Below are 13,492 nucleotides of genomic sequence, written 5' to 3' on the forward strand. Positions count from 1 at the left end.
TGAGTTGAGGGCTTTTTGGTTTAGGAGCAGCGAATCAATTGCCAGGCGCGGTCTGCCGCCAAGCCTGGGAGCGACGCAACAAACCGCGCGAAGCCCAGGCCAGCAGCAGGGACACGCCCGCCGAGGTGAACAGAATCAGGGTCGACATCGCCGCCGCGCCGCCGACGTTACCGGCGTCGTCCATGTTCAGCACCGCCACTGCCGCGAGGATGGTGTCAGGGCTGTAGAGGAAGATCGCCGCCGAGACGGTGGTCATGGCCGAGACGAACAGGTAGCGCACGATGTCCAGCAACGCCGGCAGGCAGATCGGCACGGTGACCCGCAGGTAGTGCCGGTACAGCGGCGCCTTGAGCGACAGCGCGGCGGCTTCGAACTCGGCATCGAGTTGGCGCAACGCGGTGGTGGCGGTCATTTGAGCGGTGGTCAAATAGTGAGCAATGGTGCAGACCACCAGCAGGGTCATGGTCCCGTAGAGCACATGCAGCGGGTTGCCGGTGAGGTTGAAGAAAAAGACGTAACCCAGACCCAGCACCAGACCCGGCACTGCCATCGGTACGAAACTGAGCATGCGCAATGTCAGATTCAGCCCGCGCTGGCCCTTGGTTTTTTCCATCAGGTAAGCACCGGTGAAGATCAGCACGCTGCCGATCAACGCCGTACACAACGCCATCTTCACGCTGTTGCCGTAGGCCAGCCAGCCGCCGCCCGCGGTGTCGTTGAACTGGTAATGGTTGAGCGACAGCGACAGGTTGTACGGCCAGAATTTCACCAGCGACGAGTACACCGCCATGCCGAACACCAGCAGCAATACCGCGCAGATCAACAGCACGATGGCCAGATAACAACCGTCGCGCAGCTTCGACGGAGCCGGTTGAAACACTTGCGCCCGACCGCTCATGGAATCGCCATGGCGCCGACGCAGCCAGGCGTCGACGCCGAAGCTGAACAGCGCCGGCAGCAGCAAGACCATACCGATCAGCGCGCCGCGACCGAATTGTTGCTGGCCGACCACGGCTTTGTAGGCCTCCAGCGCCAGCACTTGATAGTCGCCACCGACCACCACGGGCACGCCGAAGTCGGTGATGGTCAGGGTGAAGACGAGGCAGAACGCAGCGAACACCGCCTGACGGGTCGCCGGCCAAGTGATGCTGCGAAAAGCTTTCGCCGGGCTAGCGCCCATGCTGGAAGCAGCATCGAACAGTCGCGCATCCGCCAGGGACAGCGCCGACAGCAAAATCATCAAGGCGTGTGGGAAGGTGTAGATGACCTCGCCCAGAACAATGCCCCAGAAGCCGTAAATATTGTCCGAGAGCAAACCACGCAGCATGCCCTGATTGCCGAACAGATAAACCAGCGCAATTCCCGGCAGCATCGACGGCGCCATCAGCGGTAGCAGTGACATACCGCGCCAGATGCCTTTACCGGGAATCAACGTACGTTGCAGAGCGTAGGCAAACAGATAGGCCAGCGGTACGACGATGGCCGCGACGCTGACAGACACTTTCAGGCTGTTGCCCAGCAACCAGTGGAAATTCGCACTGGTCAGCAGTTCACGGGCAGCCACCAGACCACCGCCCTGCCCGGCTTCAGAACTGAAACCGCGCCAGAAGATCGCCAGTAACGGCATCAACACCGCAACGCCGAGCAACACCAGCAGCAGGACCTTGCCACCGATCACGAACAGCCGGTCGCCGATCTCGGCACGGGAGGTCTGCCGAACCTGCTTGTGCGGTATCGGCAGCGCGACGTTCGCGCTCATCAGGCAAACACCTGCAGGCTGCGCGGAGGCAAGGCGACCATGATCTGCTGCGCGCCAAGACGCGGCATGGCTTCCGGCGCCAGTTCCGCCAGTAGCGCATGGCCCGGCAGCTGATCGAGTTCGAAGCTCATGCGGCAGCGGTTGCCGAGAAAGGTGATCTCGCGAACCTTGGCCGGGAACAGGTTTTCTTCATGCACCGGCGGGTTGACGTTAATGGCCTCAGGGCGGCAGAACAAACGACCCGAGGCAGTTTTAGCGCTGCCTTCAGCCAGGCGCATGTTCATCCCGCCGACCTGGGCATGACTGTCGCTGCTACGGCGGAACGGCAGCCAGTTGCCCTGACCGACGAACTCGGCCACAAACGGTGTGGCCGGGCGGTCGTAGATTTCCTGTGGCGTGGCGTACTGCTCGACCTTGCCGTTGTTCATCACGGCGATGCGGTCGGCCATCAGCATGGCTTCGTCCTGATTGTGGGTGACCATCAGGGTGGTGACACCGAGGTTGCGCTGCAATTGACGCAGTTCGGTGCACAGATGCTCGCGGACCCGGGCGTCAAGCGCCGACATCGGTTCGTCCAGCAGCAACAACGAAGGGGCCGGTGCCAGGGCTCGAGCCAGTGCCACACGTTGCTGCTGACCACCAGACAACTGACCGGGGTATTTTTTCTCACTGCCGATCAGGCCGACCAGTTCCAGCATCTGACCGACGCGCTGGCGCACTTCATCGCGACTGCTACCGGCGAGGCCATAGGCGATGTTCGCTTCGACGGTGAGATTGGGGAACAGAGCGTAGGACTGAAAGAGAATGCCGTAGTCCCGGGCTTGAGGTGCCAGGTGGGAAACGTCGCGATCGCCGAGGTACAACTCGCCGCTGTCTTGTTTCTCAAGGCCGGCGATGCAGCGCAGCAAGGTGGTTTTGCCACAGCCCGAAGGCCCCAAGAGGCACACCAGCTCACCGGCCGCCACGTCGAGGGAAACGTTATCCAGCGCGGTAAACGCGCCGAAGCGTTTCTGCACGCCGCGCACTTTCATCGGCGCGCCGGGGTTGGTCAGGGCAGTTGCAATCGAGTGGTTCATGGACAGACCTCATCAAGCAGATGAGGGCCATCCTAGGTTTGCAATGCGTCCGTCATGTGGCAACGAGGCAAAAACGGCCGATAGTGGTATTCGAGGATTTGGGTTGGGCGTTCAGGTTCTGTGTTGTTTGATCTGGCGCCTTCGCGAGCAAGCCCGCTCCCACAGTTGATCTGTGTTCGACGCAAATCAAATGTGGGAGCGGGCTTGCTCGCGAAGAGGCCGGCACAGTCACCGCAGGACTTAAGCCGGGGCCATTTCCTGCGCCAATCCCAGAAACGCCGCCGGCAGCCGCGCACCTTTTCGCTCCTTGAGGCAGTACAGGTACTCAGGAATCTGCGGCGCATTTTCGATGGTCAGCACCCGCAATTGCGGATCATGCGGCACTTCCTGCCGGGCGATGATGCTGATGCCGATGTTGCGCAATACCGCCTCACGAATCGACTCCCGGCTGCCAATCTCCAGCAGCGGGCCGAAGCTAACCCCGGCGCTGGTCAGCAACTCTTCGGTCAAGCGCCGAGTGGTCGAGCCCGATTCACGCATCAACAAGGTATGCCCTGCCAGCGCACTGAGCGGCACATGGTCATGCACCGCCAGCGGATGATTGCGGTGCACCGCCAGTACCAGTGGATCGCTGCCTAGCACCCGGCGGATCAGTCGCGCATCGTCCAGTAACTGCGAGGACGCAGCGACATCGACCCGGTAATCCTCCAGTGCTTCGAGCACCTGCTGGGAGTTGCCGATTTCCACCGACACCTCCACCTGCGGCAGGCGCTCGCGAAAGGTCTTCACCAGATCGAGGATGTAATACGGCGCCGTGGCAGCGATGCGCAACGTGCCCTGGACCTGACCGCTGTTACGCAGGAAGAACTCAATGTCGGCTTCCTGCTGCAACAGGGCCTTGACCATCGGCAGCAACCGCGCGCCTTCATCGCTGACGCTGAGGCGGCGGCCACCACGATAGAACAGCTCAACCGAGTACTGGCTTTCCAGATGCCGAATCTGGGTTGTCACCGTCGGTTGGCTCAGGCCGAGCTTTTTCGCCGCCAAGGTAATGCTGCCCAACCGGGCAACCATGTAAAACGCCTTCAGCTCGGCACTCAGCACACCCTTCCCTCATCGTCTATTTGCGCAACAGGCGCAAACCGTTGAACACCACCAACAGGCTCACGCCCATGTCGGCGAACACCGCCATCCACATGGTGGCGATCCCGGCGAAGGTTACCCCAAGAAAGATCGCTTTGATGACCAATGCCAGGGCAATGTTCTGCTTGAGGATATTCGAGGTTTGCCGCGACAGGCGGATGAATGCCGGAATCTTGCGCAGATCGTCGTCCATCAGGGCGACATCAGCAGTTTCAATCGCGGTGTCGGTGCCGGCGGCCGCCATGGCGAAACCGATCTCGGCCCGCGCCAGTGCCGGGGCGTCGTTGATACCATCGCCGACCATCCCGACCCGATGGCCTTGGGCATAAAGCGTTTCGATGGCTTGCAGCTTATCGGTCGGCAACAGATCGCCCTGCGCCTGATCGATGCCTACGTGGGCGGCGATGGCCTGAGCGGTATGAACGTTGTCGCCGGTCAACATCAGGGTCTTGATGCCCAACTCATGCAGCTGCTGGATCGCTTCGCGACTGGACGCTTTCACTGTGTCCGCAACGGCAAACAGCGCCAAGGGACCCGACTTGTCGAGCAACAACACCACGGATTTGCCCTGTTTCTCCAGAGCAAACAGTTTCTCTTCCAGCGCTGGCGAACACAGGCCCAAATCTTCCACCAGGCGGTGGTTGCCCAAGTGGTAGAGCTCACCGTTGATTTCGCCGCGCACACCACGACCCGCCAGGGCTTCGAAGTTATCCACAATCAGCGGCGCGCGTTGGCTATCCATAACTGCATCCACAGCCGCATTGGCGATGGCCAGCGACACCGGGTGATCCGAACGATCGGCCAGTGCCGCCGCAATGGCCGGGGCTATTTCATCAGCGATTGGGTCGAGGGACAAATAATCGGTCTGCACCGGTTTGCCGTGAGTGAGGGTGCCGGTCTTGTCGAGGGCCAGATAATCGAGTTTGTGGCCGTGCTCCAGATAAACGCCGCCCTTGACCAGAATCCCTTTGCGCGCCGCTGCCGCGAGGCCACTGACAATGGTCACCGGGGTGGAAATCACCAGTGCGCACGGGCAGGCGACCACCAGCAACACCAGCGCCCGGTAGATCCAGTCGAACCACATCGCATCCATGAACAGTGGCGGGATCACCGCCACGGCCAGGGCCAGCATGAACACCGCCGGGGTGTAGATTTTCGAGAAGGCGTCGACGAAACGCTGGGTTGGCGCCCGCGCCCCTTGGGCCTGTTCCACCGCATGAATGATGCGCGCCAGGGTTGAGTGGCTGGCCTCGGCAGTCACGGTGTATTCCAGCGAACCGGACTGGTTGATGGTGCCGGCGAACACCTTGTCGCCGATGGTTTTCTCCACCGGCAGGCTTTCACCGGTGATCGGCGCCTGATCGATGGTCGAGTTGCCGGACAGCACTACGCCGTCCAGACCGATTCGCTCACCAGGACGCACCCGCACTCGCCCACCCAGTTCAATGTTTTTAACCGGTTGGGCGACCCAACTGCCGTCGGCCTGCTGCACCGTGGCCTGCTCGGGGGCCATCTGCATCAGCCCGCCGATGGCGTTACGCGCCCGGTCCAGAGACCTGGCCTCGATCAACTCGGCCACGGTGAACAGAAACATCACCATCGCCGCTTCCGGCCATTGGCCGATCAGGATCGCGCCGGTCACCGCGATGCTCATCAGCGCGTTGATGTTCAGGTTGAGGTTTTTCAGGGCAATCCAGCCCTTTTTGTAAGTGTTGAGGCCACCGCTGAGGATCGAGATCAGCGCGATAACTGCCACCACCCAGTTTGGTGCCGCATTGGTGAAGTGGATAAGCTCAGCGGCCAGCGCCCCGATGCCGGACAACGCCAGCGGCCACCAGGGCTTTTTCGCAGGTGCAGGGCTCGACGCCTGGGTTTCAGCACCCTGCTCCATCGGCTCGGCGTGCATGCCGAGCGACTTGATCGCGTCGATGATCGGCATGGTGCTTGGCAGGTCATGGGTCACGCCCAACACCCGGTTGATCAGGTTGAACTCCAGTTGCTGCACACCCGACAGCTTCCCGAGTTTGTTCTGGATCAGCGTCTGCTCGGTCGGGCAGTCCATCGCCTCAATGCGGAAACTGCTGAGGCGAGCATTGGCGGTCGGCGTCTCGCTCAACACAATCCGCGAAGGTGCCGCTGCTTTGGAGGAACAGCAGGAATCCCCATGGCTTCCATGGCCATGCTGGGGCACAGGCTGCAGCTTGTGACTGTGATCGTGCCCGGCCTTGGGTTTGTGGGTGTGAAGAGAATCGCTCATTGGGTCGCGTCCATGAAGGTGCCTGTTGCCAAGTAAAGACCCTGTAGCCACTATAGGGTCAAGCACCCTTTTGGAGATTGTCGCGATGAAAATCGGAGAACTGGCGAAACTCACCGACTGCGCCGTGGAAACCATCCGCTACTACGAGCGCGAAAACCTGCTGCCAGAACCGGCCCGCAGCGACGGCAATTACCGCGTCTACACCCAGGCCCACGCCGAGCGCCTGACTTTCATCCGAAATTGCCGCACCCTCGACATGACCCTCGAGGAAATCCGCAGCCTGCTGGCCCTGCGTGACAGCCCGCAGGATCAATGCGAAAACGTCAACGCGTTGATCGACGAACATATCCATCATGTGAAGGCTCGAATCGATGGTTTGCTGGCCTTGCAGACACAACTGCTCGACCTGCGCCAACGCTGCAGCGAAGGGCCGGATATCGATCAGTGCGGGATTTTGCAGCGGTTGGAAGTGAGCGGCGGGGTTGTGGCGACGGAGATCGAGCATTCCCATGTCGGGCGCAGTCACGGCCACTAAGAACACCACAAATCCCCTGTGGGAGCGGGCTTGCTCGCGAAGGCGCTCATTCATTCAACATTGATGTCGACTGATCCACCGCCTTCGCGAGCAAGCCCGCTCCCACATTGGATCTTCTGTGAACTCACCGCTGGTGAATATCAGAGATCCAGGGAGACCGTGTGACGCTTTAGACCGCCATCGGCGCGGTCATCGGCGCGTGGTGTTCATAGCCTTCCAGCGAGAAATCGCCCGGCTCGATCTGCTCCAGCCACTCCGGCTGATAAACACCGGTCTTGGCAAACTCCGGCACGCGGTCGGAAATCACCAGTTTCGGCATCGGGAACGGCTCGCGCTTGAGCTGTTCGTTGAGCATGTCCAGGTGGTTTTCGTAGACGTGGGCGTCGCCGATGAAATAGGTGAACCAGCGCGGGGTGTAACCGGTCAGGCGACCGATCAGGCTCAGCAGCGCGGCGCCTTCGGTGAGGTTGAACGGCGTGCCCAACCCTAGATCGTTGGAGCGAATGTAGAGGGTCAAAGAGATCTCTTTAGTCTCAACATTCGGGTGGAACTGGTACAGCAAGTGGCACGGCGGCAGGGCCATTTCGTCGAGCTGCGCAACGTTCCAGCCGTGGAACAGGATGCGACGGCTGCCCGGGTCCTTGATGATGGTGTCGACGCACTGGCGGATCTGGTCGATCGCCTTGTACAGCACCACGTAGGCCTGACCGTCTTCTTCGCCTTCGGCAATCTGGCGATAACCCTGGCTCAGGGTCTGCTCGATGGCGGCCTGGTTGCTGACCGGAATTTGCTTGTACGCCGGCCATTTGCGCCATTGCACGCCGTAGATCTCGCCGAGGTCGTCTTCACCCTGACGGAACGGGTTGGCCAGCCACTGCGCATTTTCGTTGGCGTTCTGGTCCCAGACCTTGCAGCCCAGCGCCCGGAATTCGGCGGCGTTGTTCACCCCGCGCAGAAAACCGCACATCTCGCCGATGGCGGATTTGAAAGCCATCTTGCGAGTGGTGATCGCCGGAAAACCTTCCTGCAGATCGAAGCGCAGCATCGCGCCCGGAAAGCTGATGGTGTTCACGCCGGTGCGGTTGGCCTGTTTGGTGCCGTTCTTGATGACGTGGGCGACCAATTCGAGATATTGCTTCATGAATTACCTGTGTCCTTGAACCCGGGGCCAAAGCCCCCGGGGTTCGAATTTATAGCGCCTGCTTCTTATACAGCAGCTGCGGGGGCCGCCGGGGCGCGTCGATAAGCCAGCCAGATCAGGAACAGCCCGCCGACAATCATCGGTACGCACAGCACCTGGCCCATGGTCAGCCAGTTCCAGGCCAGATAACCCAGTTGCGCGTCCGGCACGCGAACAAATTCGACGATGAAACGGAAGATGCCATAGAACAGCGCGAACATCCCGGACACCGCCATGGTCGGCCGCGGCTTGCGCGAGAACAGCCAGAGGATCGCGAACAGCGCCACGCCTTCCAGCGCGAACTGGTACAGCTGCGACGGATGACGCGCCAACTGCGCCGGATCGGTCGGGAAGACCATCGCCCACGGCACGTCGGTCGCCTTGCCCCACAGCTCGGCGTTGATGAAGTTACCGATGCGCCCGGCACCCAGGCCGATCGGCACCATCGGCGCGACGAAGTCCATCAGCTGGAAGAACGACTTGCCGTTCTTTTTACCGAACCACAGCGCCGCCAGCATCACACCGATAAACCCGCCGTGGAACGACATGCCGCCCTTCCACACTTCGAAGATCAGGGTCGGGTTGGCCAGATAGGCGTTCAGATCGTAAAACAGCACATAACCCAAACGGCCACCGACGATGACGCCCATCGACATCCAGAACACCATGTCGGAGAGTTTCTCCTTGGTCCAGGTCGGGTCGAAGCGGTTCAGCCGGCGAGACGCCAGCCACCACGCGCCGCCGATGCCGATCAGGTACATCAGGCCGTACCAGTGGATTTTCAGCGGACCGATGGCCAGGGCCACCGGGTCGATCTGCGGGTAAGGCAGCATTGCGACTCCTCGTTAGAGTTGAAACCTTCAAATTCCCGGGCGACGCTGTCACGCCAGGATTAAGCCAGGATTGCGCTGCGCGTCAGAGCAAGAAGCTCAAGCCGACGCAAAACAGCAAAGCGGCAAACAGTCTTTTCAGCAAGCGCGGCGACAGCCTGTGGGCCAGTCGCGCACCGAGGCGGGCGAAAACCATGCTGGTCAGGGCGATCCCCAGCAGCGCCGGCAAATAAACAAAACCGAGACTATGGGCCGGCAGCAGTGGATCGTGCCACCCCAGAATCATGAAACTTAATGCACTGGCCAGGGCAATTGGCAGGCCACAGGCCGACGAAGTGGCCACCGCCTGCTGCATCGGCACGCTGCGCCAGGTCAGGAACGGCACGGTCAACGAGCCGCCGCCAATCCCGAAAATCGCTGAGGCCCAGCCAATGATGCTGCCAGCCACCGTCAGACCGACTTTGCCTGGCACCGTCCGGCTGGCCTTGGGTTTGAAGTCCAAAGCGAGTTGAACGGCGATGATCAGCGCAAATACCCCGATGATCTTCTGCAAATTCGGCCCGGAAATCGCTTCGGCAGTCAGCGCGCCGAAACCGGCACCGATCAGAATGCCGAGGGTCATCCAGGCAAAAATCGGCCAACGCACAGCGCCGCGGCGGTGGTGCTCGCGAACCGCATTGACCGACGTAAAGATGATCGTCGCCAGCGAGGTGCCGACTGCCAGATGCGTCAGGATCGACGCATCAAATCCCTGCAAAGTGAAACTGAACACCAGCACCGGGACAATGATGATCCCGCCGCCTACCCCGAACAGCCCGGCCAACACGCCCGCACAGGCGCCCAACGCCAGATAGAGCAGAAATTCCATGGCCGCATCCCCAAGCATCCCGAATCAGGAGCGGCATGGTAACGGAAGCATGGCCTCGGGCTCCACTGTGGATGGCGATGGATCGATGAGCGATGTCTGCGTAGAGTGAGCAAAAAACACACAAGGACCACCTTATGTGCCTGATTGTTTTTGCCTGGCGGCCGGGCCATGCCCAGCCACTGATCGTGGCGGCCAACCGCGACGAATTCTATGCCCGGCCCAGCCTGCCCCTGGCGCAATGGCCGCAAGCCCCGCACGTGTATGCCGGTCGCGACCTTGAGGCTGGCGGTACATGGCTCGGTGTCGGCGCCAACGGGCGCTTCGCCGCGCTGACCAACATCCGTGATCCCCTTCAACCGCCAGCGCGCAAATCGCGGGGTGAACTGGTGGCGCAGTTTCTCAGCGGGGACATGTCGATTGACGACTACTTGAGCGACGTTGTTGCACGTTCGCAGGAATATTCCGGGTTTAATCTGCTAATCGGCAATACCAATGAGCTATGGCACTTCAATGCCCGGGAGACGGAGGCGGTCATGCTCCAACCGGGCATTTATGGGTTATCGAACGCGGGGCTGGATACGCCGTGGCCGAAAGTACTCAAGGCCAAGGCGGCATTGAGCGAGGTGTTGGGCGATCCGCAGCCGCAGGCGCTATTGGCCTTGCTCAACGACCCGCAGACGGCGCCGCTTGCCGAACTGCCGGACACTGGCGTGGGGCAGGCTACCGAGACGTTGTTGTCGAGCGTGTTTATCAAGAGCCCGACTTACGGGACACGGGCGAGCACGGCGTTGATTGTTCAGGCGGATGGGGGGCGGCATATGGTCGAAAGGAGTTTCGGGCCGTATGGGGGGCATTTGGGGGAAGTGGAGGTCAGGATTTAGACGGGTTTAGTCTAGGCCGGCCCCATCGCGAGCAGGCTCGCTCCCACATTGGATTTTCTGTAAACACAGATTTTGTGCACGACAGAAATCAACTGTGGGAGCGAGCCTGCTCGCGATGGGGCCGGATCAGGTTTAGAGGGTTTTAACCGAAGCCGGATTAATCATCCGCGCCAACCCAAGGTTCTTCAGCGCCAACTGCAGCGAGCTGTGGATAACTTGCGGGTTGTCGATGGTCATCAGCTCAGCCAACAATTCCTTGGCCTTGCTCAGGTTGATCTGACGCAGCATCCACTTCACTTTCGGCAAGTTGGTGGCGTTCATCGACAGACTGTCGAAGCCCATTGCCATCAACAACACCGCCGCCGCCGGGTCACCGGCCATTTCGCCGCAGATACTCACGGGCTTGCCTTCGGCATGGGCATCGCGCACCACGCTCTGCAAGGCTTGCAACACCGCCGGGTGCAGGTAGTCGTAAAGGTCGGCCACCCGCGGGTTGTTGCGGTCCACGGCCAGCAGATACTGGGTCAGGTCGTTGGAGCCGACCGACAGGAAGTCCACTTGCCGCGCCAGTTCCTTGGTCTGATACACCGCCGCCGGAATCTCGATCATTACGCCAATCGGCGGCATCGGCACATCGGTGCCTTCGTCGCGGACTTCGCCCCAGGCCCGGTGGATCAGATGCAGGGCTTCTTCCAGTTCATGGGTGCCGGAAATCATCGGCAGCAGAATGCGCAGGTTGTTCAGGCCTTCGCTGGCCTTGAGCATGGCGCGGGTCTGCACCAGGAAGATTTCCGGGTGGTCGAGGGTCACGCGAATGCCGCGCCAGCCGAGGAACGGGTTGTCTTCCTTGATCGGAAAGTACGACAGCGCCTTGTCGCCGCCGATGTCCAGGCTGCGCATGGTCACCGGTTGCGGATGGAACGCGGCGAGTTGCTCGCGATAAATCGCCAGCTGCTCCTTTTCGCTAGGGAAGCGCTGATTGATCATGAACGGCACTTCGGTGCGGTACAGACCCACGCCCTCGGCACCGCGCTTCTGCGCCCGCGCCACGTCCGCCAGCAGACCGGTGTTGACCCACAGCGGCATGCGGTGACCGTCGACCGTTATGCACGGCAGGTCCCGCAATGCATCCAGACCGAGGGCCAGCTGTTTCTCTTCCTCGACCACCTCGGCGAACTGCTTGCGCAGCACGTCACTCGGGTTGGTATAGACCTCACCGTGGTAGCCGTCGACGATCATCTGGATGCCGTCGACCTTGGAGTACGGCAAGTCGACCAGGCCCATCACCGTCGGAATACCCATGGCGCGCGCCAGAATCGCCACGTGGGAGTTGCCGGAACCGAGTACCGACACCAGACCGACCAGCTTGCCTTCCGGCACCTCGCCGAGCATTGCCGGCGTCAGTTCTTCGCTGACCAGAATGGTGTTGTCGGGGTAGACCAGGGTCTGCTGCCGCTCTTCCTGCAGATAAGCCAGCAAGCGCCGACCGAGGTCTTTGACGTCCGAGGCCCGCTCACGCAGGTAGGCGTCGTCCATCAACTCGAAACGGTTGACGTGTTCGGTGACCACCTGACGCAACGCGCCCTGAGCCCATTGACCGGTCTTGATCACGGTGGTGATTTCGCTGCCGAGCGAGGCATCGTCGAGCATCATCAGGTAAACGTCGAACAGCGCCCGCTCTTCAGGCCGCAGCTGGGTGGCCAGCTTGGCGGACAAGGCACGCATGTCGGCGCGCACGCCCTCGATGGCGGTCTTGAACAGGCCAAGTTCCGCGTTGATATCGGTGATCGTCTTGTCCGGCACCACGTCCAGATCGGCCGGCGGCAGCATGACGACCGCGGTTCCGACCGCCGCGCCCGGCGAACCCGGTACACCGACGAACTTTGCTTCCTGGATACCTTTGCCCTGACGGCCCAGGCCACGGATCGAACCGGTGGCCTCGGCGTGGGCGATAACGCCGGCGAGCTGCGCGCTCATGGTCACGAGGAAGGCTTCTTCACCCTCATCGAACTGGCGGCGTTCTTTTTGCTGAATGACCAACACGCCGACGACGCGACGGTGGTGAATGATCGGCGCCCCGAGGAACGATGCGTAGCGCTCTTCACCGGTCTCGGCGAAGTAACGGTAGCGCGGGTGATCCGCGGCGTTTTCGAGGTTCAGGGGTTCTTCACGCGTGCCGACCAGACCGACCAGACCTTCGTTGGGTGCCATGCTGACTTTGCCGATCGAGCGCTTATTCAAGCCCTCGGTGGCCATCAGCACGAAGCGGTTGGTCTCTGGGTCAAGCAGGTAGACCGAGCAGACCTGGCTGCCCATGGCCTCTTTGACGCGCAACACAATAATCCCCAACGCCGCCTTGAGATCCTTGGCGGAGTTAACTTCCTGGACGATCTTGCGCAGCGTATTGAGCATGGCTCGGGGTCGAACTCCGTCGTCAGTCGCGCGCTAAAAGGCGCGGGGCAAGCTCTTTGAGAGCGCGGCGATAAACCTCGCGCTTGAATGTCACCACCTGGCCCAACGGATACCAATAACTGACCCAGCGCCAGCCATCGAATTCCGGTTTACCGGTCAAATCCATCCGCACCCGCTGCTCGTTGGAGATCAGGCGCAGGAGAAACCATTTCTGCTTCTGGCCGATGCACAGCGGTTGGCTGTGCGTCCTGACCAGACGTTGCGGCAAACGATAGCGCAACCAGCCCCGGGTGCAGGCGAGTATTTCAACATCTTCGCGCTCCAGGCCCACTTCTTCGTTCAACTCGCGGTACAAGGCGTCTTCCGGCGTCTCCTGGGGGTTGATTCCTCCCTGTGGAAACTGCCAGGCATCTTGATTGATACGGCGAGCCCATAGCACCTGGCCAGCATCATTCGTCAGAATGATCCCGACATTGGGGCGGAAACCATCGGGGTCGATCACGGCAACAACCTCGCAAACGCATATCGCCGCATTGTTCCACAAAGGTTGT

Annotated in this window: 11 protein-coding genes; 2 read left to right on the forward strand and 9 right to left on the reverse strand. The window is 61.1% G+C overall.

Annotated elements, in window-relative coordinates:
* Positions 1–34: 34 nt before the first annotated feature.
* From KVG95_RS18875 to KVG95_RS18890, 4 genes are all read right to left on the reverse strand, one after another.
* Complete coding sequence (locus tag KVG95_RS18875; protein WP_217857500.1) at positions 35–1,759, reverse strand: putative 2-aminoethylphosphonate ABC transporter permease subunit; 1,725 nt, start codon at positions 1,757–1,759, stop codon at positions 35–37.
* Positions 1,759–2,835, reverse strand: a complete 1,077-nt coding sequence (locus KVG95_RS18880) for a putative 2-aminoethylphosphonate ABC transporter ATP-binding protein (RefSeq protein WP_217857501.1) — start codon at positions 2,833–2,835, stop codon at positions 1,759–1,761. The genes KVG95_RS18875 and KVG95_RS18880 overlap by 1 nt, the downstream gene beginning before the upstream one ends.
* Positions 2,836–3,075: 240 nt before the next feature.
* On the reverse strand, positions 3,076–3,939 hold the full coding sequence (locus KVG95_RS18885; protein WP_217857502.1) for a LysR family transcriptional regulator: 864 nt from the start codon (positions 3,937–3,939) through the stop codon (positions 3,076–3,078).
* Positions 3,940–3,955: 16 nt separating this feature from the next.
* Positions 3,956–6,235 (reverse strand): heavy metal translocating P-type ATPase, encoded by a 2,280-nt coding sequence (locus tag KVG95_RS18890; RefSeq protein ID WP_217857503.1) that lies wholly within the window; start codon positions 6,233–6,235, stop codon positions 3,956–3,958.
* Positions 6,236–6,320: 85 nt separating this feature from the next.
* Between KVG95_RS18890 and cadR the strand changes: the two genes are divergently transcribed.
* The gene (cadR, locus tag KVG95_RS18895) at positions 6,321–6,770 is read left to right on the forward strand and encodes a Cd(II)/Pb(II)-responsive transcriptional regulator (protein WP_217857504.1); all 450 of its coding nucleotides are present in this window, start codon (positions 6,321–6,323) and stop codon (positions 6,768–6,770) included.
* Positions 6,771–6,939: 169 nt separating this feature from the next.
* Here the strand turns inward: cadR and KVG95_RS18900 are convergent, their stop codons facing one another.
* The 3 genes from KVG95_RS18900 to KVG95_RS18910 form a co-directional block, all read right to left on the reverse strand.
* Positions 6,940–7,911: a thymidylate synthase gene (locus tag KVG95_RS18900; RefSeq protein WP_217857505.1), complete on the reverse strand. Its 972-nt coding sequence runs from the start codon at positions 7,909–7,911 to the stop codon at positions 6,940–6,942.
* Between the two features lie 65 nt (positions 7,912–7,976).
* Positions 7,977–8,783, reverse strand: coding sequence for a prolipoprotein diacylglyceryl transferase (gene lgt / locus KVG95_RS18905; protein ID WP_123500313.1), 807 nt, complete (start codon positions 8,781–8,783; stop codon positions 7,977–7,979).
* A gap of 82 nt (positions 8,784–8,865) precedes the next feature.
* On the reverse strand, positions 8,866–9,648 hold the full coding sequence (locus KVG95_RS18910; protein WP_217857506.1) for a sulfite exporter TauE/SafE family protein: 783 nt from the start codon (positions 9,646–9,648) through the stop codon (positions 8,866–8,868).
* A gap of 134 nt (positions 9,649–9,782) precedes the next feature.
* Here KVG95_RS18910 and KVG95_RS18915 point away from each other — a divergent pair, with 134 nt between their 5' ends.
* Positions 9,783–10,529, forward strand: a complete 747-nt coding sequence (locus KVG95_RS18915) for an NRDE family protein (protein ID WP_217857507.1) — start codon at positions 9,783–9,785, stop codon at positions 10,527–10,529.
* Between the two features lie 132 nt (positions 10,530–10,661).
* Here KVG95_RS18915 and ptsP read toward each other — a convergent pair whose 3' ends face one another.
* Positions 10,662–12,941, reverse strand: coding sequence for a phosphoenolpyruvate--protein phosphotransferase (ptsP, locus tag KVG95_RS18920; protein WP_052964606.1), 2,280 nt, complete (start codon positions 12,939–12,941; stop codon positions 10,662–10,664).
* Between the two features lie 22 nt (positions 12,942–12,963).
* A complete protein-coding gene (locus KVG95_RS18925; RefSeq protein ID WP_007897732.1) occupies positions 12,964–13,443 on the reverse strand; it encodes an RNA pyrophosphohydrolase in 480 nt (159 codons plus the stop codon).
* Positions 13,444–13,492: the final 49 nt, after the last annotated feature.

The organism is Pseudomonas farris (assembly GCF_019145235.1).
Taxonomy (GTDB): domain Bacteria; phylum Pseudomonadota; class Gammaproteobacteria; order Pseudomonadales; family Pseudomonadaceae; genus Aquipseudomonas; species Aquipseudomonas farris.